18 protein-coding genes are annotated in these 19,884 nt (G+C 57.9%); 7 read left to right on the forward strand and 11 right to left on the reverse strand.

The window, feature by feature from the left end:
- Window positions 1-19: 19 nt before the first annotated feature.
- The 3 genes from dcd to alkA form a co-directional block, all read right to left on the reverse strand.
- Complete coding sequence (gene dcd, locus ACMYSO_RS05955; RefSeq protein WP_123755062.1) at window positions 20-601, reverse strand: dCTP deaminase; 582 nt, start codon at window positions 599-601, stop codon at window positions 20-22.
- Window positions 602-691: 90 nt separating this feature from the next.
- Window positions 692-1,333: a uridine kinase gene (udk, locus tag ACMYSO_RS05960; RefSeq protein WP_123755063.1), complete on the reverse strand. Its 642-nt coding sequence runs from the start codon at window positions 1,331-1,333 to the stop codon at window positions 692-694.
- 145 nt (window positions 1,334-1,478) lie between these two features.
- Window positions 1,479-2,327 (reverse strand): DNA-3-methyladenine glycosylase 2, encoded by an 849-nt coding sequence (gene alkA / locus ACMYSO_RS05965; protein WP_434669743.1) that lies wholly within the window; start codon window positions 2,325-2,327, stop codon window positions 1,479-1,481.
- A 149-nt stretch (window positions 2,328-2,476) separates the two neighbouring features.
- Here alkA and yegD point away from each other — a divergent pair, with 149 nt between their 5' ends.
- The 5 genes from yegD to ACMYSO_RS05990 all read left to right on the forward strand — a co-directional run bounded on the left by yegD (window position 2,477) and on the right by ACMYSO_RS05990 (window position 8,309).
- Entirely contained in the window at window positions 2,477-3,829 is a 1,353-nt protein-coding gene (gene yegD, locus ACMYSO_RS05970) for a molecular chaperone (RefSeq protein WP_434669745.1), read from the forward strand.
- 388 nt (window positions 3,830-4,217) lie between these two features.
- Window positions 4,218-6,203, forward strand: a complete 1,986-nt coding sequence (locus ACMYSO_RS05975; RefSeq protein ID WP_434669746.1) for a sensor histidine kinase — start codon at window positions 4,218-4,220, stop codon at window positions 6,201-6,203.
- Window positions 6,200-6,895 (forward strand): response regulator transcription factor, encoded by a 696-nt coding sequence (locus tag ACMYSO_RS05980; RefSeq protein ID WP_434669747.1) that lies wholly within the window; start codon window positions 6,200-6,202, stop codon window positions 6,893-6,895. Before ACMYSO_RS05975 ends, ACMYSO_RS05980 begins: the two co-directional genes overlap by 4 nt.
- Window positions 6,896-7,415: 520 nt before the next feature.
- The gene (locus tag ACMYSO_RS05985; RefSeq protein ID WP_434669749.1) at window positions 7,416-7,553 is read left to right on the forward strand and encodes a small membrane protein; all 138 of its coding nucleotides are present in this window, start codon (window positions 7,416-7,418) and stop codon (window positions 7,551-7,553) included.
- A 138-nt stretch (window positions 7,554-7,691) separates the two neighbouring features.
- The gene (locus ACMYSO_RS05990) at window positions 7,692-8,309 is read left to right on the forward strand and encodes a helix-turn-helix transcriptional regulator (protein WP_434669750.1); all 618 of its coding nucleotides are present in this window, start codon (window positions 7,692-7,694) and stop codon (window positions 8,307-8,309) included.
- 431 nt (window positions 8,310-8,740) lie between these two features.
- Here ACMYSO_RS05990 and ACMYSO_RS05995 read toward each other — a convergent pair whose 3' ends face one another.
- The 7 genes from ACMYSO_RS05995 to ACMYSO_RS06025 form a co-directional block, all read right to left on the reverse strand.
- A complete protein-coding gene (locus tag ACMYSO_RS05995; RefSeq protein ID WP_434670752.1) occupies window positions 8,741-9,964 on the reverse strand; it encodes a dicarboxylate/amino acid:cation symporter in 1,224 nt (407 codons plus the stop codon).
- A gap of 275 nt (window positions 9,965-10,239) precedes the next feature.
- Complete coding sequence (locus ACMYSO_RS06000) at window positions 10,240-11,754, reverse strand: ABC transporter substrate-binding protein (RefSeq protein WP_174507928.1); 1,515 nt, start codon at window positions 11,752-11,754, stop codon at window positions 10,240-10,242.
- On the reverse strand, window positions 11,735-12,769 hold the full coding sequence (locus ACMYSO_RS06005; protein ID WP_434669751.1) for an ABC transporter ATP-binding protein: 1,035 nt from the start codon (window positions 12,767-12,769) through the stop codon (window positions 11,735-11,737). Before ACMYSO_RS06005 ends, ACMYSO_RS06000 begins: the two co-directional genes overlap by 20 nt.
- Complete coding sequence (locus ACMYSO_RS06010; RefSeq protein ID WP_434669752.1) at window positions 12,770-13,750, reverse strand: ABC transporter ATP-binding protein; 981 nt, start codon at window positions 13,748-13,750, stop codon at window positions 12,770-12,772.
- The gene (locus ACMYSO_RS06015; protein ID WP_434583954.1) at window positions 13,747-14,592 is read right to left on the reverse strand and encodes an ABC transporter permease; all 846 of its coding nucleotides are present in this window, start codon (window positions 14,590-14,592) and stop codon (window positions 13,747-13,749) included. The genes ACMYSO_RS06010 and ACMYSO_RS06015 overlap by 4 nt, the downstream gene beginning before the upstream one ends.
- Window positions 14,589-15,527: an ABC transporter permease gene (locus tag ACMYSO_RS06020; protein ID WP_434669753.1), complete on the reverse strand. Its 939-nt coding sequence runs from the start codon at window positions 15,525-15,527 to the stop codon at window positions 14,589-14,591. The genes ACMYSO_RS06015 and ACMYSO_RS06020 overlap by 4 nt, the downstream gene beginning before the upstream one ends.
- Window positions 15,527-16,426, reverse strand: a complete 900-nt coding sequence (locus tag ACMYSO_RS06025) for a proline iminopeptidase-family hydrolase (protein ID WP_434669754.1) — start codon at window positions 16,424-16,426, stop codon at window positions 15,527-15,529. The genes ACMYSO_RS06020 and ACMYSO_RS06025 overlap by 1 nt, the downstream gene beginning before the upstream one ends.
- 203 nt (window positions 16,427-16,629) lie before the next feature.
- Here ACMYSO_RS06025 and ACMYSO_RS06030 point away from each other — a divergent pair, with 203 nt between their 5' ends.
- Together ACMYSO_RS06030 and ACMYSO_RS06035 are read left to right on the forward strand one after the other, a co-directional pair.
- A complete protein-coding gene (locus ACMYSO_RS06030; RefSeq protein WP_434583951.1) occupies window positions 16,630-17,382 on the forward strand; it encodes a helix-turn-helix transcriptional regulator in 753 nt (250 codons plus the stop codon).
- An 84-nt stretch (window positions 17,383-17,466) separates the two neighbouring features.
- Window positions 17,467-18,369 carry a proline iminopeptidase-family hydrolase gene (locus tag ACMYSO_RS06035; protein ID WP_434669755.1) on the forward strand — a complete coding sequence of 301 codons (903 nt, stop codon included), beginning with the start codon at window positions 17,467-17,469 and terminating at the stop codon, window positions 18,367-18,369.
- Window positions 18,370-18,429: 60 nt separating this feature from the next.
- Here the strand turns inward: ACMYSO_RS06035 and ACMYSO_RS06040 are convergent, their stop codons facing one another.
- The gene (locus ACMYSO_RS06040; RefSeq protein WP_434669757.1) at window positions 18,430-19,863 is read right to left on the reverse strand and encodes an N-acyl-D-amino-acid deacylase family protein; all 1,434 of its coding nucleotides are present in this window, start codon (window positions 19,861-19,863) and stop codon (window positions 18,430-18,432) included.
- Window positions 19,864-19,884 lie beyond the last annotated feature (21 nt).

Raw genomic sequence — 19,884 nt, forward strand, 5'->3', positions numbered from 1 at the left:
CAGTACACCGCTTACGTTATCAGTCCTTGTCGATACGACTCGCCACCGCGCCCTGCTGGTCGCGATATTTGGCGTCTTCACGGCGGTTGTAGGGCCGTGCCGCAGGGCCTGACAGCGGTTCAAAACTCAATGCGCCGATAGGCATCCCCGGGCGCAGCGCCAGCGGCAGCTTACCGGAGTTGAAAAATTCCAGCACGATGCAGCCAGACCAGCCCGGATCGATACGGTGCGCGGTCACGTGCACCATCAGACCCAGGCGCGCCAGCGAGGAACGACCGTCCAGCCAGCCAACAAGATCGGCCGGCAGCGTCACTGACTCATAGGTCACCGCCAGAGCCAGCTCTCCCGGATGCAGGTAGAACGCCTCGCCCTCCGGCAGCACAATCTCTTCGCTCATTACCCGTTCCAGCGCGGCGGCGACTTCGGCCTTCGGCCCGCTGAGGTCAATAAAGGGCGCGGTGTGCCCACGGAATGTGCGGAATTTATTCCCCAGCCGAACATCAACGGTCGCGCCGTTAATTCGCTCAACAGGTGGACGCGGGTTAATGACCAGCCGTCCTTCATCCAACCAGGCTTCTATATCTCGGTCGCACAGACGCATGAGCGCTCTCCTTTAAGGCGTGACGCCCCAAGACCTTCCGGGCCCAGGGGCAATGTAGATTCTCTTTGCACGTTACACAATTCGTCTGTGTTATTCAAAGAACTGGCTGATTTTTGCCTTAAGAATATCAATCGCAATCCGGTTCTTACCGCCGCGAGGCACAATAATATCGGCATATTGCTTAGAGGGATCGATAAACTGCAGGAACATCGGGCGAACGGTTTTCTGATACTGCGCCATGACGGAGTCCATCGAGCGACCGCGCTCATTGACGTCGCGCTTAATACGGCGCATCAGGCAAATATCCAGCGGCGTATCGACGAAGATCGAGAAGCTCAGCTCATTACGCAGGCGAACGTCGGTCAGCAATAAGATCCCCTCAAGGATAATCACTTTCTTCGGTTCAATGTGGACGGTTTCCGGCATACGCGTATGTTCAACGTAGCTGTAGACGGGTAATTCAATGGGCTGGCCGCTTTTCAGCATCTGCAAATGCTGGAACAACAAGCTATGATCCATCGAGCTCGGATGGTCGTAGTTCGTTTTAACACGCTCTTCCATCGACAAATGACTTTGATCTTTGTAGTAGCTGTCTTCCGGAATAACGCCAATATGTTCATCGCCAACCTGTTCACGTAATTCGCGATACAGCGTGCTGGCGATAAGACTTTTTCCCGAAGCCGATGCGCCGGCGATACCTATAATGACGCACTGATGAGACGTATCAGTCATAACTTTTTTGCGACCTGATTAACCTGGATGTATATACACAACGCTCTGAATGATTTTGTGTATTGGAAGGGTGACGTTTGACCGTCAAACGCGGCAATTATAGGGATTTCAGCCCGGCGATACCAGAGGTATGCGCCCCACAACGCTATTCCTGCGTCGGAGACCACCCTTCTGTATACCAGATGTGCAATAACGCATAGGAACGCCACGGCTGCCAGCGTTTTGCATAATGACCAATACGTGCTGGCGTCATGCCGCTGAACCGCTGCTTAATCAGATAATCATCCGGCAAAAAGATATCCTTCGCCTGCCACCCGCGCAGCGCGAAATAGCTCGCGGTCCACCGGCCAATGCCCGGCAGCGTCTGCAGCTGCTTCATCCCGGCGTCGATATCATCCGGCGCCACCAGCGGAAGCTGGCCGTCGATGGCCGCCTGCGCCAGATGAATTAAAGCCTCGGCGCGGCGCAGCGACATCCCGGTGGCCTTCAACGCCAGGGGATCCGCGCACGCCAGCGCCTGCGGTTCAGGAAACAGGAAGTAGCCTGGCGTATCCGCCATCGGCTCGCCGTAGGCCGCCACCACTTTAGCCGTCAGCTTCGCCGCCATCGCCACGCTGACCAGTTGCCCCAGCACCGCACGCACCGCCTGTTCAAACGCATCGAGCGAACCGGGTAACCGTAACCCCGGCCGATCGCTGGCCAACGGTCCCAGCACCCGTGCCACCTGCTGCGGATCGCAGTCCAGGTCAAACAGGCGAGTCACCCGGGCAAAGCACTCCTCCGCCACCGGCAACAGACCCGCTGATAGGCTCACCCGTAATCCTTGCGCCGCCTCATCGGGCACGACCCTAATCAGACCATGGTGGCCTGCCAGCGAAAAACTGCGGGTATACTGCCCTTCTGCGAAGGTTTCAATGCCGGTCACCGCACGCGCACGCAGAAAATCAAACATCCAATGCTGGTCATAGGGTGGGTTCCACGGTAACAGCGTCATTATCACTCCTTCTTCATCTGTCCTGCTTAAATGCATCAATCATAGACGCTTTGCCTCTGACGGGCCTTGCTTTTAAATTCCAGTTGTCGCCGTGGCGGCAATCCGCTAAAGTCGCCCCCCTTCTTCACTGGCATGGGGATTTTCAGGTCATGTTTATTGGTTTTGACTACGGAACCGCCAACTGTTCCGTTGCGGTAATGCGCGATAATCAGCCGCAATTGTTAACGCTGGAAAACGGCAGCACGCTGCTTCCGTCAATGTTGTCCGCGCCGACCCGCGAAGCGGTCAGCGAATGGCTCTTCCGCCATCATCAGGTGCCGACTAACGGTGATGAAAACCAGGCCCTGCTGCGTCGCGCCATTAGCTACAACCGCGATGAAGACATTGATGTCCTCGGCAACAGCGTCCAGTTTGGCCTTGCCTCGCTGCATCAGTACGTCGACGACCCGGAAGAAGTGTACTTCGTTAAATCGCCAAAATCCTTCCTCGGCGCCAGCGGCCTTAAGCCGCAGCAGGTCGCGGTGTTTGAAGATCTGGTGTGCGCCATGATGCTGCACATTAAACAGCAGGCGCAAAACCAACTGAGCCAGACTATCGACCAGGCGGTCATTGGCCGTCCGATCAACTTCCAGGGACTCGGTGGCGATGAGGCCAATACCCAGGCGCAGGGGATCCTGGAACGCGCGGCAAAACGCGCCGGGTTTAACGACGTGGTTTTCCAGTTTGAACCGGTCGCTGCCGGTCTGGATTTCGAAGCCACCCTGAGCGATGAAAAACGCGTGCTGGTGGTCGATATCGGCGGCGGTACCACCGACTGTTCATTGTTGCTGATGGGGCCGCAGTGGCGCCAGAAAGCCGACCGCCAGCAGAGCCTGCTGGGTCACAGCGGTTGCCGCGTCGGCGGTAACGACCTCGACATCGCGCTGGCATTTAAATGCCTGATGCCGTTGCTGGGAATGGGCGGAGAGACCGAAAAAGGGATTGCGTTGCCGGTCCTGCCATGGTGGAACGCGGTGGCGATTAACGACGTTCCGGCACAAACGGAGTTCTACAGCACGGCCAACGGTCGACTGCTCAATGATCTGCTGCGTGATGCCCGCGACGGCGATAAAGTGGCGCTGCTGCTGAAGGTCTGGCGCCAGCGTCTCGGTTATCGCCTGGTACGCAGCGCGGAAGAGAGCAAAATCGCCCTCTCCACCCAGGACAACGTGACCACCGGACTGCCGTTTATCGGCGACGAACTGGCGACAGCAATCAGTCAGCAGGGGCTGGAAGCGGCGTTGAATCAGCCGCTGACGCGGATCATGGAGCAGGTTCAGCTGGCGCTGGACAACAGCCGCGAAACGCCGGATGTCATCTATCTTACCGGTGGTAGCGCCCGCTCCCCGCTGATTAAGAAAGCGCTGGCAGCGCATCTGCCGGGCATTCCAATTGCCGGTGGCGATGATTTTGGCTCGGTCACCGCCGGGCTGGCCCGCTGGGCACAGGTGGTGTTCGCCTGATCATGACGGGGCAGGCTCTGCCCCGCTATTGAGACTCATCGACGCATGGAACGCGGCGCTCCTTTCCCTTCATTTCTGGTTTTATTCTCGTGCTCTTTGCGCCACCTGTAGTGCTTTATATTGCCCCACGGCCGCAGCAACATCATATTCCACCGTTCACGGCTGGCTAAACCTGCCTAATCCCTGTCCTGGCGCGGCCTGGAGAACAAATCTGACCAGTAGCACCTTTTGCAAATATCGCTGGAATAATCTCGTGGTCCGCCGCAGAATGCTTTGCCATTAGAACCTATCTATTAAACTCCCGGATCCCGGGGGCTGGCCTGTGCAAGTCACCGGCATCATTGGCTATTTTGTTTCTTTTTATTGATCCATGCCGCAGGGGGCGAGTTTGCATCATATCCGCGCCGTTACTGGCTTTACCCTCCCGATCGTCTGGAGCAACCGCGTGCTGCTGTGGATCTGCTGCGGCATCGTCATCGTCCTTCAGTACTGCGCTCCTGCCCGTGCACAAACCCGACAGATTGGCATCGATACGCCGGTACAATGGTATGCCGACAGCAGCGATGCGCTGACTCTCGATGGTTTTCTCGCGCTGCCGGCAAGTGCGCTCAACGCAGGGCACCGCATTCCTTCGTTTGGTTATTCTTCAAAGTCCTACTGGCTGCAGACGCATCTGCCGGCATCGTACTTTCAGGGTGAACCACGCTGGTTGCAGATAGGGCCTTCTTTCGTCGATCATCTCAACGTCTATTATCGGCCCGCCGGGAGTGACCTTCCATGGACGCTTAAAGCCTTTGGCGATCGTGCCTCGACCCGCGCCAGCGATCTCAATTACCGGGAAAGCGTCCTGATTTTGCCACCGCCGCCGAGCACCGCCGGCTACGATCTGGTTTTCCGCCTGCAGAGCAGCAGTACCCTGATCCTACTGGCAGCACTTTCGTCGCCGCAGGAATTTGTCCAGGCGGCCACCCGGGATACTGCATTCTGGAGTTTTTATTTTGGTCTGGCCTCTATTGCCAGCGGGGTTGCCCTGTGGCTCGCCCTGTCACTACGTCGCCGCCTGCTGTGGGGGATCTGCCTGTTTTCCCTTAATTATCCGCTGGTAGCGGCGCTGCACGGCTATCCCGAATGGTTTTTCGGGGACGCCGTGCTCCCGGTGCAGGATGCAATGATCAGCTATCTGTCGCTGCTCAGCTACGCCACCGCATTGTGGCTGCATAGCGAGGTGTTTGACCTTAAAAACAATATGCCGCGTTTGCATCAGCTGCTGCTCGCTGCTATTACGGTCAATATCGTGCTTCTCGCCAGCGTTCCGCTGGGCTTTTACGGCCTGGCGATGCAGATTGAGGCCGGGATGTTCTTTATCGCCGCCCCTATACTGTTGGTCACCTCATGGGCCCTCTGGCGGCGAAAAGCCATTGATTTGAACACCTTTTTACTGGGGCTGCTGCCTCCCGTCTACGTGGTCTCAGCCGCGCTGGTGCTGCTGTCGATTCATGGCGTGATCCCTTTTCATAACGCCATTTACTCGGCCTGGCAGTACGCGCTGATCGTGCATATTGTCACCGTCCTGATCATTGCGGTTCTGCGTATTCGCGCTGAAAACCGCAGGTTGATGCAAAAGCAGCAACTGACACGAGAGCTGCAGATCGAGCGCGAGGCAAGCTTTCAGCAACGCCAGTTTATGGGCATGGTGGCGCATGAATTCCGCACGCCGCTCTCCGTTATCCAGGGAGCACTGGAAAACCTGCGCTTATGCACCCCGGAAGCCGCACAAGGACCACGTCTGGATCGTATGCAGCGCGCAACGACACGGTTGGTCCAGCTAACCGATAACTGCCTGGCCGATGCCCGCTTATCTTCCAGCGCGCTGCATGTCGATAAACAACAGACCGACCTGCTCCCGGTGATCTATATGGCGGCAACGGTTGTTGAACTCTCACTGAATCATTATTTTACCGTCACGTTGGCCGGGAAAACTGTCGATTCACAAACGCCATCGCCAGCACTGTGCGTTGATAGCGGACTGCTGTGTATTGCGCTGGCCAATTTGCTGGACAACGCGGTGAAGTACTCCCCGTCCGGCGAGATAGCCGTCGATATCTACCCCAATGCGGGCCACTATGAAATTAGGATCCGTGACCAGGGACCAGGGATCGCCGTCGACCAGGTGGAACGGATTTTTGAGCGTTACCAACGTGGCTCAGTTCGCAGCACGACGCCGGCCGGCACCGGTCTGGGGCTGTATGTTGCCCGGCAAATCATCCAGGCACACGGTGGCGAACTGTGGCTGATAACCAACAGTCCGGATGGATGTGAGTTTGCGCTTACGCTTCCCGTGGATGCCCCATTACCGCACAAGAGAAAATCATGACATTACGCGTGGCTATCATTGAAGACAGCGTCGATCTCCTTGATGAACTGCTGGCCTTTCTGCGCTTTCGTGGCTTCAGCGCCTGGGGCGTGCACAGCGCAGAGGCGTTCTGGCGACAGCTGCATCGCGATCCGGTCGATATTGTATTGATCGATATCGGGCTGCCCGGCGAAGACGGCTTCAGCGTATTGGACTACCTGCATGAAATTGGCGAATACGGGCTGATCGTGATGACGGCCCGGGGGCATGAGCAGGATAAACTGCAGGCGTTCAATCTCGGCGCGGATTGCTTTCTCATCAAGCCGGTCAATTTTTCCGTTCTGGCAGAGACCCTTCATTCGCTGGGCGCCCGGCTGAAACAGGAGAACGCTGCCTCTCCGGAATCAGCAACGGTCGTCGACCAGCCCGCCTCTGCATCCTGGCAATTACAGCCTGAAAACCTGATAGCCCCCTCCGGCGCGATGCTCCCGCTGACGCAACAGGAACACCGCCTGCTGGCGCGCCTGATGCACAACCGCAACGAAGTCTGCCGCAAGGTCGATCTGCACGCCTATCTCTTCCCCGATGAAAGCGAACCGGAACTGCACCGCATTGATGTGGTTATCAGCCGTCTGCGCAACAAAGCGCGTCTTCATGGCGTGGCGTTACCCATCCGGGCCATTTTTGGCAAAGGACTGGCCTTTATTCCCTGATATCCCTCCTCCCTCTCCCGGCGCACAGGCTGCACGATCCAGATTGGTTTTTCAGCGATAAGTTATTCATTTGACTGTTGTTGTTAATTTTTCTCATTTTTTGAGAGAAATGAGAGGAATGAGACTGACGGCAAACTAAGAATTTTCCTACATTGACCTGACGCCGTGAAGGTATTGTCCGAAAACAGCCATGCTGCAGGAGGGTGAAGCGCCCACCCTCCTGTCTAGCCACTTTCCGGGTATCTCTGATTGATCGTTCCCAGAGATATTTTCCGCGCGGCGACGTTACGCAAATGTACGACGCGATAATAAAAGCTTTATACGGAATACCCATTTTCGTGTCCGCGCCGAGGCACGTTTATACCCCATATAATTCGAGCTGCTTGTAGGCGGCAAGGCCGTAAATCCCCAGGAACTTACTCAGGTAAGTGACTGGGGTGCACGGGTGCAGCCAACACCCAGGCAACTTGAAGTATGACGGGTATATGACACCATCAATATCAGTTAAGGGATCTTAAGCATGGTTTTGCAAACGTGGTTAGTTTTACTGCTGTGTATATTTCTTCTGGGCATCTCTGTTTATAGTCTTATTTCCTATCTCAAAGACCGGAAAAAACAAAAAATCCCATTTTTCTATAAAAATAATCGTAAACGATAATCCGGGTTGTGCTGCTGTCCTGATACAAGACCGTGGCGACAGTTTATCAAATACGCTTTCCCCGCTAGCTATTGCCGTATACGCCCGAAAAGTTGCTCGCAGCATGGCGTTGTGTTGATGCCGCAGGAATATCACGCCATGAGAAATATCAGTATCGCGATCGTTAGCCGCAACGCCTTCCTCAGGGCGTCGCTGATGGCCATCATCGACGACCTCACCCAGGCCAGCGATGGCCTGACGGTCAGCTTTACTCACGCGGCGAGTGAGTTGTCCAACCAGGATATTATTATCACCGAACTTCTGCCGGGTGAGATTCATCTCTGTAACATCAGCATTAAAAACCGTAAGAAAAACAGCGAGGTTATCATCCTGCATCGCTATGAAACCCTGCCTGAAAAGCGCCACATCGTAAACTGTCTAAAAGACGTTACCTTCGTACCGCTCAGCACGGTCAGCGTTGATGACATGGGTGACATTATTGCAAAAGCACTGAAAAAAACTGAAAACCCGACATTAATACAGGCGTTCGATCCGGCCCTGATATGCGCCAACTGCCCGCATAAAACCCTGTCGCCTTCGCAGGTTGTCGTGGCCCATGGTCTGATGAACGGCCTTGATATTGGCAAAATATCGACCCTGCATCAGACCACCCCTAAGGTGGTTATCTATCATAAAAACCAGATTATGGAAAAATACGGACTAAATAATCACTCTGACTTCTTTCAGTTTATTCATTTACTCAAGCAACGGGGCTAATGCCGTCGGTACAATTAGCAGGGAAATTAGGATTATAACGGGTTGCTCAGGGAGGATATTCTGAAAGTAGTTGGCCCAGGGTAAATTAATAGCGCAACGATTGCCGCTTACCGCTAATATAATTCGGCACCTGGGTATGACGATACTGCCGCGTATTTTTGTACCCTTAGAAAAATGCTTGTATTACAGGTGCGACCATTTCGTCACATTGCCCCTTACGTGCCTGTTGGGGGCTTCTTTTTCTGCCGTATTTCCCCCTTCAGGTCTATCACAGTAGGCGTACATTGTTGCAGCCAGTCTGGACACGGACAGCGCGGAACAACCGGAGCGTACACGCAGTACGTGAGGATTGTGAGCACTGCCCAGGGCCAGAATGGCAAATAAAATAACCTAATGGGATAGACGATGCCCCTTTACCGGGGCATCACGTATCAGGCCTGAACTTGAGGCTCCCCTTCCGGGACCTCTTCCTGTAACTGTCCTTCATTTTTCGACAGCATCGCCGTGGCGATCCCGTTGCCCAGCACGTTAATCGCTGAACGCCCCATGTCGAGGAAATGGTCAATCCCCATCAGCAGCAGGATCCCGGCGACCGGAATGTTGAAGCTGGGGATCGTCGCCGCCAGCACCACCAGCGCCGAACGCGGTACCCCGGCAATGCCTTTGGAGGCCAGCATCAGCGTCAGCATCATCACGGTAATTTCGCTAAAGCTGAGGTGGATGTTATAGGCCTGGGCAATAAACATCGAGGCAAAGGAGCAGTAGACCATCGACCCGACCAGGTTAAAGGAGTAACCGATCGGCAGGACGAAGGAGACGATATTGCGCGAACAGCCAAAGCTGACCAGTCGCTCCAGAGTCTTCGGATACGCGGCCTCAGAGCTGCTGGTAGTGAAAGCGACCAGCACCGGGTCTTTCAGCATGTTAAGCAAACGAAAGACCTCTTTCTTCAGCACCATATAACCTACCGCCAGCAGTACGGCGCTGGTCAACAGCACGGCCAGGTAGTAACCGCCGATAAAAGAAGCGTAGTTGAGCAAAATCCCCATCCCCTGAGAGGCAATGACCGAGGAGATGGCGGCAAAAATGGCCAGCGGAGCCACGTACATCACATAGCCCGTGACCTTCAGCATAATGTGCGATACCACGTTCAGCGCAGCCACCAGCGGCGCATTGAACTTCTCGCCCAGCGACGCCCCGGCAATCCCGAAGAACATCGAGAACACCACAATTTGCAGAATTTCGTTGTTCGCCATCGCATCGGTAATACTGGTCGGAATGGTATGCGACAGGAAGCCTTTCAGGCTCATCCCGCTCACCGCCAGGCCGGTATCCACAGCTTCTTTCGGGATAGCCAGATTTAACCCCGCCCCCGGATGCTGCAGGGTCACGATCACCAGGCCCACCAGGATAGAGAGGATCGACGAGGTGATAAACCACACCATCGCCTTACCGCCGACCCGCCCGATAGTCGCGGTTTCACCCAACCGCATGATGCCCACCGTCAAGGTGCTAAAGACCAACGGCGCAATCACCATTTTAATCAGTCGTAAGAACATGTCGGTAAACAGCGTGATATTTTCCGACCAGGCGACAACCGTCCCTGGGGAAGCGTATTCATGAATCACCGCGCCGGAGAGGATCCCCAACAGCATGAAAATGACGATGAACAGCGTGAGTTTGTTTGCACTTGCCACAAAAATGAACCCCTGATTTATTTAATGTATTGATTTTTAACGTGTATGTATTTTATTTATAATTACACATTAAACATTCGACACATAAATTGAATAAAAGATGCAAGGGTTACAACTCTTTTTAGTTATTTATCTCTTTAGTTGACGGAAAGGTTGACGCATATCAATCCGCCACGGGAGCCAGAAGAGGAAAAAAAGCGCCGGTGACCGGGGTCAGCCGACGCAAAGAGGCATTAGTGTTTCACGGTATCCTCGAGGAAGAAGCGCCCCAGCGGATTCTGGTAAAAACCGTCGATATTCTTGCGGCTGACGTTACGGTACGGGCTGTAATACAGGTCAACCCAGTTGACGTCGGCTTTGGCCATTTTTTGCAGATCGATATACATCTGCTCGCGTTTTTTACTGTCCATTTCGACGCGTGCGGCGGCCACCAGCGCTTTGACCTGCTCGTTATGGTAGCGGGTCATATAGTTCATATTGCTGTCGTGCCCTAGCACAAAGGTGGTTTTCTGGTCGGGGTCGAGAATATCGTTGGTCCAGTACATCACCGAAATATCGTAATCCCCGGCCACCAGCATATCCCAACTCTGGCTCGGGTCGACTTTTTGTAGGTTGACCGTCACCCCGGCTTTCGCCAGCTGCTGCTGCAGCAGAATGGCGATTTGTTCATCCACCTCATCCCCGGCGTTGACCACATAGTTCAGCTTCAGGTCGGCGGCGCCCGCCGCTTTCAACATCGCTTTGGCCTTTTGCGGATCGTAGGGGCGACGAAGATTGTCGGCATAGTGATACAGCGCCCCGGCAGGAATGTACGAATTCGCCACCTGACCATAGCCAAAGGTCACAGTCTTGACGATGGCGTCTTTATCAATCGCAAAGTCCAGCGCCTGGCGCACTTCCACTTTGCCCAGCGCACCATGGGAGTGGTTAATCAGCAGATGATCTTCACGGGTGGAGGGATCCAGCTCCACTTTCAGATTCGCATCCTTCTGTAGCGACGCGATACGCGAGAAAGGCACGGTCAGGGCGGCATCAAGCTCCCCGGCCTGCACTTTCAGCATCCGGGTATTATCGTCCGGAATGGTTAACCACTCTACGCCATCGAGGCTGACGTTTTTCGCCTGCCAGAAGTGAGGGTTCTTCACCAGCACGATTTTTTCACCGCGCTGCCACTCTTTTACGCTAAACGCGCCGGAGCCGACCGGTTTCTCGGCAAAAGCCTCCTCGCCTTCTGCCTTCATCGCCTTCTCTGAAATCACCGAGGCGTTTGGTAGCGCCAACTGCGATAAGAACGGCGCGGAAGGCGATTTCAACGTCACCACCAGGGTGCGTGGGTCGGTAGCCTCGGCTTTAGCGATGATGCTGTAAGAGTCGCGCCACAGCGATCCCTCGTCATCACGGATACGCAGCAGGCTAAACGCCGCATCGCTGGCGGTCAGCGGCGTTCCGTCGGAAAACTGGGTATCGCGAATTTTAAAGGTGTAGACCTTACCATCCGCGGAAATAGTCCAGCTCTCGGCTACGCCAGGCTCCAGCTTTGTCCCGCTTTTATCCACCCGCACCAGCGGGTCGAAAACGTTAGAAAAGACCCAGTTATCGGCGTTTTGCGCCGATTTTATCGGGTCAAAGGTGGTGCTGTCTTCGCGGCGGCCAATGGTCAATACCCCCGCCGCCTGCGCCATTTCGCTGACCACGCTTAACGCCAGAAAAACGCTGGCCGCCAGTAACTTAACATGCCTGTGCTTCATCAAAAGATCCCCCTGTCAAAGGAAAAACGGTCTCATGGCCCGCATGGTTGAGGATGCAGGCATAAGCGCGGTCGGCAATCTGCCGGGTTGGTGGTGGTGCGCCGGTGCGACACTGCACCTGCACATAAGGGCAGCGCGGATGAAATGCACAGCCTTGTGGAACCGCGACCGGGCTGGGCGGTTCACCCCCCAGACCGCTCTTCGGTAACGGTTTATCCGGGTCGATTTCCGGGATCGCCGAGACCAGCGCGGCGGTGTAAGGGTGCAGTGGCCGGGTGAAGACCGCTTCCGCCGGCCCCTCTTCGACGATCCGCCCGAGATACATCACCGCGACGCGATCGCACAGCCGGCGCACAATCGCCAGATCGTGGGCGATAAACAGAATCGCCAGCCCCATGGTTTCACGCAGATCCATCAGTAAGTTGACGATCTGCCCCTGAATAGAGACATCCAGCGCCGCCACGCACTCATCCGCGACGATCAGCCGTGGCTCCATTGCCAGCGCTCTGGCAATGCCGGCACGCTGACACTGGCCGCCGCTAAGCTGGGCCGGTTTCGCGCTGGCTTGCTCAGGACGCAGGCCCACCTGAACGAGCAGCGCCTCGACCCGCTGGGCGACCTGTCCGCGCGGTACCTTCTTATGCACCCGCAGCACCTCGGCGATACTCTCCCCCACGGTCTGGCGCGGGTTCAGCGAGGCAAAGGGGTCCTGAAAAATCATCGCGCTTTGCTGGCGCAGCCGGGCAATATCGCTGGTTAAGCCATGGGTGATACGCTGCCCCTCGAACCGCACCTCTCCGCCGGCAACTCGCTCCAGCTGCAACAGCGCCCGCCCCAGCGTGCTTTTGCCGCTGCCGGACTCGCCCACCAGACCCAGGGTCTCGCCGGGGCGGATCTGCAGCGAAACCTGATTGACCGCATGTACCTGCCGTTTCGGCTGCCACAGCCCGCCGGAAACCGGAAAGGTGACGGAAAGATTATCGGCCTCAAGCAACGGCCAGTGAGCGTGAACCATTTATCCCTCCCGCCGGGCAAGCGTCGGCAAAATGTGATGGCAGGCGGCACCGTGACTGCGGCTCTCCTGCCCGTAACGCAACACCGGCTGCTGCTGACAGGCCCCATCGGCACGGCGACAGCGCGGGTGAAAACGACAGCCAGGTGGAAAATGGTCGGCAACCGGCGGCTGACCTTCGATAGTCGTCAGTCTCCCCTGCCCACCTTCGCTAACCGGCTGGCAATCAATCAGCCCGCGGGTATAGGGGTGCAGCGGCGCGGCCAGCACCTCGCGCTTGCCGCCAACTTCACACAGCCGCCCGCCGTACATCACCGCGATCCGGTCACAGGTTTGCGCCACCACGCCAAGATCGTGGGTGATCATGATGACCGCCAGCCCTAGCTCCCCACGCAGGTCGCTCAGCAGACGCAGAATCTGCATCTGCACGGTCACGTCCAGCGCGGTGGTTGGTTCATCGGCAATCAGCAGCGTCGGCTCCGGCGCGAGAGCAACGGCAATCATCGCCCGCTGGCGCATACCGCCGGAAAACTCATGCGGATAGTTCTTAAACCGGTGCTGCGGGTCGGGGATCCCTACCTGACGCAGCAGCCCCAGCGCATCCTCTCGCGCCTGACGGCGGCTGGCACCAAAGTGCAGGCGGCGGCTTTCGGCAATCTGTTCACCGATGGTCATCACCGGATTGAGATGGCTGGTAGGGTTCTGGAAAATCATGCCGATTTCTCGCCCACGCACCGCCGACATCTGCCCCTCACTAAGGGACAAAATATCCCGCCCGCCCAGCCGCACTTCCCCACCGGTGATCCGTAATCCGGCCCCCGGCAGCAGGCGCATCAGCGCCCGACAGGTGACGGTTTTCCCCGAGCCGCTCTCGCCCACCAGCCCAAGCATCTCCCCGGCCGCAAGCGTGAATGAAACGTTATCCACCAGCGCGATATCGGCGCCGCGCGTGACCGTCAGATTGTTCACCGTCAGCAACGTCATACGCGCTCTCCTAACTTATCGCCCAGACCGTCGGCCAGCAGGCTAAACCCCATCGCCAGCAGCACGATGGCAAGACCGGGAAAGGTGGTTATCCACCATGCGGTCGTGATAAAGCTTTGCCCTTCCGCCACCATGACGCCCCACTCGGCGGTCGGCGGCTGTACGCCAAGCCCGAGATAGCTCACCGACGCGCCGTTCAGCAGCACCAGCACGCAGTCAGACATCGAAAAGACGATCGCCCCGGTCAACGCATTTGGCAGCAGGTGACGGAACAATATCCGCAGATGACCGTATCCCAGGCTGCGGGCCGCCAGAATAAAATCGCGCTGTTTCAGGGTCAGCACCTGTGCGCGCACCAGACGGGCATAGGAGACCCAGCCCACCATCGCCATGGCGATATAAAAGCTGCTCAACCCCGGCCCGAGAATGGCGATGATCGCCAGCATCAGCACCAGAAACGGAAAGGCCAGCACGATATCAATCACCCGCATCACCAGCGCATCCACCACCCCGCCGAGATAGCCCGAAAGCGCCCCCAGGGTGGTGCCGAGCATAAACGGGAACAGTACCCCCAGCAGGCAGATTTGCAGATCGACCCGCGCGCCCCACAGCACGCGAGAAAAGACATCGCGGCCAAAGTTGTCGGTGCCGAACGGATGGATCCCCCCCGGCGGCAGCAGGCTGGAGGCCGGGTCCTGAACGATCGGGTCGAACGGCGCGATCCACGGCGCCAGACAGGCTACCAGCAACCACAGCCCGACAATCACCAGCCCGGCACACAGCGCCTGCTGGCGCGGGATCGCCCGCTGACGCAGGCGGGAAAACGTCGCGATGGCCTTCATAATGCGATCCTCGGGTCGAGCGCCACGGTCAGAATATCCGCCAGCAGGCTGACCGCCACGGTAGCGAGAGCAAACACCATCACCACCCCCTGAACCACCATGTAGTCGCGGCTGAAAATTGCCTTCACCAGCAGCTGCCCGAGGCCGGGAATGGCAAACACGCTTTCGATCACCACCGTACTGCCGATCAGCCAGCCGATATTCACCGCCAGCAGGTTGATGGTCGGTACCAGCGAGTTCGGCAGCACATGACGCCAGAAGATGCGGCGCTCCCGTTGTCCGCGCGCCCGGGCCGCGACGACATAATCGCTGTTCATCTCCATCAGCAGGCTGGCGCGCAGGTTACGAATCAATACCGCCGACAGCGCCAGCGCCACGGTCAGACACGGCAGCACCATATGATGCAGCTGGTCGACAAAATCGCTGCCGTAGCCGGAGACCGGAAACCAGCCGAGCACGATGCTGAACAACAGGATCAGCATGATGCCGAGCCAGAACGCCGGAAAACCAAGCCCGGCAGTGGTAAAAAGGCGAATCAGCCGGTCGGCGAGGCGCCCGCGCTGACGCGCGGCGGTGGTTGCCAGCGGCACCGTCAGTACCAGCGCCAGCAGGACGCTGCCCAGCACCAGCCACAGCGTCGGTTCAAGCCGCGAGCCAATCAGCTTGAGAGTATCCACCCGATAGACAATCGACTTCCCCAGCTCTCCTTGCAGCAGATTGCGCAGAAAATAGCCGTACTGCACCCACAGCGGCTCATCGAGGCCAAACTGCGCGCGAACGCGGGCCAGCGCCGCCGGGGTACTGCGTACCCCCAGCAGAATACGCGCCGGATCGCCGGGGATGGCGCGCACCATCATGAAGGTGATCAGGCTGATGCCCAGCAGTACCGGCAGCAGCTGTAGCGGACGAAACAACAGAAAACGGTAACGGTGCATCAGCGGCCTCCCGGGTCGCGCTGGCGCGCCAGAAAGTTGAGCAATACTGGGTAGTAGGCCTGTGGCTCTTCGTAAAATGGCATATGGCTGCTGTTGGCAAAAATCGCGATCTCGGCATTCGCCAGCCCCTGCTTCATTTTCAGGGCGCAGGCGGGCGTCAGCTCATCGTGCTGGCCGCTGGTGATCAGGCACGGCACGTGGATTGAGGCCAGTTCGGCGCTGCGGTTCCACGTTTTTAAATTGCCGGTATAGAGAAATTCGTTCGGCCCCTGCATGGTGACGTACGGCGCCATATTCCAGTCCTCAAGCGATCGCTTAACCGGCTCGGGCCACACGTCGAGGCGGCAGACGTGGCGATAGTTCAGCAGCGTAATCGCCGCCTGATAGGCCGGGTGATCCAGCCAGCCCAGCGCTTCATAACGCTGCATCATGGCCACGGTTTCGGAACCCAGGGCGCCGCGCAGACGGTTCAGTTCCTGCACCAGATGCGGCATATCGGCAACGGTGTTTTCCAGAATCAGCGAGCGAACTGCGCCAGGATGGTGCAACGCCACTTCAATCGCCAGCCAACCGCCCCACGAGTGACCAAGCAGATGGACCTTGCCCAGCCCCAGCGTCTGGCGGACGGTTTCCACTTCCCGCACATAACGCGACAGGGTCCACAGGCTGGCGTCATCCGGTCGGTCGGATTTTCCGGTTCCCAACTGGTCAAAGGCGATCACCCGGTAGCCATGCAGTTTCAGAAAGGAGTGGGCCTCGCGCAGATAGTCGCAGGGCAACCCCGGCCCGCCATTGAGGCACAGAATGGTCTCGTCGCCGTCGCCGAATTGATACGCCACGACGTTATATCCATCCACCGCAATGTGATGGCACTGGTCGGGCGCTATTTCACTCCACATGGTGTGTTCCTCGTCGTCGATGGTGCCGGCTGTTGGCGTTGCATTAACGCTAACGGCAACGCCGGAAGCTGAACAGTTAGCAAAAATACTAGTTTTACGCCGCGTCGGGACGGCACCGGAATTGCATACCATTGAGCGAGCACCGGACGGTTTTGCACAAATCGTGCCCGTCGCGGGTCTGGTTTTAACCTGAAGGGGGTTTTATGCGACTGGAGTTTGAACGCCCCGGCAGCGCCCGGGCGACCAGCCTGGATGAGGCATTCGGCGGGCTTTTTCAGCAAACCCGCACCTTGGGATTCGACGCGGTCATTTACGACTACACGCCGGTTCCGCGCTCGCTGGAAGGAGAGCTGATTACGCCGTCATTGTTGAAAATGTGCAACGTGCCGGAAGATATGCGCCAGCTGTGGTGCGAACGCGGCTATTACCAGCAGGATCCGGTGCAGCACTGCGCGCTGGCGAGCTGCGCACCCTTTGTCTGGTCCTATCAACGCCCGGATAACAGTATGCTGCGCGGCAGGCTGGACACCGACACCGCCGCCGTTACCGACTATATGCGCGAACACAATATGCCCTGCGGCGCCACGGTTCCTCTGCATCTGCCTAACGGCGGGTTTGTGACGCTCACCGGCATCCACACCGGCCAGCGTCAGGAGCGGGAAATCACCGCGACCCTTGCACAGCTGATGCTGCTGGCCCACCAGTTTCAGGAGTCCGCCTTCCCGCTGTTCGACAGCACCATGCTGACCTGTCGCCACGTGAAGTTGAGCAACCGCGAGCGTGAATGCCTGGCGTGGTCCGCCGAGGGGCTTACCGCGAAGGAGATTGCCCGCAAGCTGCATCGCTCGGTGGCAACGGTGACCCTGCATCTGAATACCGCTGCGAAAAAACTGGGTGCCAGTAACCGCGTGCAGGCGGTGGTTCGCGCCCTGCACTACCGCCTGCTCGACAGTTAAGAACTAGCATTTTTGCTAGTGTTCAGCCGCGGTGGCCACCCTTTACCCTGAAAGCCGGTCCACTGAGCAGGGTAAAGAACATTCATGTACACCATTAGCGAAGGCTATGCACCGTTTCGGCACTATCAAACCTGGTTTCGTATTTGCGGCGATCGCCATAGCGGGCTGACGCCGCTGGTGGTTGCCCACGGCGGACCGGGGTGTACGCATGATTATGTCGATGCATTTCGCGATATCGCCCTCAGCGGGCGGGCGGTGATCCACTACGATCAGTTAGGCAACGGGCGTTCGACCCACCTTCCGCAGCAGCCCGCCGACTTCTGGCAGCCGGCGCTGTTTCTCGACGAACTGGCCAACCTGCTACAGCATCTGGGGATTGCCGATAATTACGCCCTGCTTGGTCAGTCATGGGGAGGAATGCTGGGGGCAGAACACGCCGTGACGCAGCCTCCAGGGTTAAAGGCGCTGGTTATCGCCAACTCTCCGGCCTCCATGGCGCTGTGGCTACAGGGGGCGGCGACCCTTCGGGCGCAGCTGCCCGCCGAGGTCCAGCAGACGCTGCTTGAGCATGAAGTGGCAGGTACGCTGGACAGCGCGGCGTATAAAGCGGCAAGCCAGGTGTTTTATCAGCGCCACGTTTGCCGCCTTGATCCCTGGCCGGCGGAAGTACGGCGCACCTTTGATGCCATGGATGCCGACCCGACGGTGTATCACGCGATGAACGGCCCCACTGAATTCCACGTCATTGGCAGCATGAAAGCGTGGACCATTATCGACCGTCTGGCGCAAATCCGGGTTCCGGTCCTGCTGATTTCCGGCCGTTACGACGAGGCCACGCCGGAAGTTGTACAGCCTTTTATGGACCACATTCCCGACGTACGCTGGACTATTTTCGAAGGATCCAGCCATATGCCCCACGTGGAAGAGCGTGCGTTATGCATGCAGACGGTGAACGATTTTCTCGACGCCGTGCTCCCGGGCCGCTGATATTCGCCGCTCACCGATGTCACGCCATCAACGCGCCCCCGACACGGTGAGCGGCGCGTTTTAGCGGCGAATCACCTGCCCCGCGCGCTGATGGCGGATGTCACCGTCGGCCCAGGCCAGCTGGCCATTGACCCATACTTTCTCAATGCCCGCAGCGCGGGTACGCGGCTGCGCAAACGTGGCGCTATCCTTTACCGTTTGCGGGTTAAACAACACCAGGTCGGCATAATTGCCGACGGCAATCCGCCCGCGACGGGCGATCCCGAGTTCCGCAGCGGGCAGACCGCTCATCTTATTGACCGCCGTGTGCAGCGGGAACAGCCCCAGCTCGCGGCTGTAATGGCCCAGCACGCGGGGGAAGGTGCTCCATAAGCGCGGGTGCGGGTGCTCATCATGCGGCATACCGTCGGAGCCGATCATCGTGGGGGGGAATGCCAGAATGCGCTGAACATCGTCCTCATCCATCATGAAATAGATAGCACCGGCGGGCATCAGCCGCTGTGCCGCCGCCTCATCGCTGATACCCCATTCGGCAGCGATATCGGCCAGCAGTCGCCCGGCCTGCTGCGGATAAGGCGTCGACCAGCTCACCAGCACTTTTGCCGCACGGGCAATAAAGGCCGGGTTCAGGGTCGTGGATGATGCGTTATAAGGGTAGCAATCCAGCGACACCGGCTGGCGGGCACGAGCGGCCTGAATACTGAGCAGCGTCTCCCGCGAACGCCCATGGTTTTTCACCCCCGCGAGTTTATGGTGAGAGATTAATACCCTTACCCCCAAGCGACGGCCAATCTCATAGGTTTCCTCAAGCGATTCCAGCACCGCTTCCGCTTCGTTTCGCATATGCGTGGCGTAGAATGCCCCGTAACGCGCCAGCGGCTCGGCCACGGCGACAATCTCATCAATCGTTGCTTCCCGGGCGGGCGGATAAAAGGTCCCGGTCGAGAAGCCAAACGCGCCGGCGGCCAGGGAGGCTTCAAGTAATTCCCGCATCCGGGCGCACTCATCGTCACTGGCACTCCGCGCCAGCGCATCCCCCATCACGCTGGCACGCAACGTGGTGTGCCCCACCATACAGGCGGCGTTAACGGCGATGCCGCTGGCGCTCAACGCCGCCAGATAGTCGGCAAAATGGGGAAAACGCAGCCACTCAGGGGTGGCGATCAGATCCAGCGGTGCGGGAACGCTCGCCATCTGGGCCGGAGCCAGGCTCAGGCCGCAGTTGCCGGTAATCACCGTCGTCACGCCCTGGGAGAGCTTCGCATTCATCATCCCCGGCATTAACAGCGCCCGGTCATCATGGGTATGGACGTCAATAAACCCCGGCGCCAGCGCCAGACCACGCCCCTCGACGATACGCTCCCCGGCCAGCGAGCCCGGTGCGCCAATGGCGGTAATCACGTCATCGGCGATTGCCACATCCGCTGGCACTGGCGGCTCGTCGCCGCCATCAAACAGCAACACGTCACGAATCACCAGTGTGGTACTGTGCATAACCTCATTCATCGGCGTTTT

Origin of the sequence: Klebsiella sp. B345 (assembly GCF_051131735.1) — a bacterium.
Lineage (GTDB): Bacteria > Pseudomonadota > Gammaproteobacteria > Enterobacterales > Enterobacteriaceae > Klebsiella.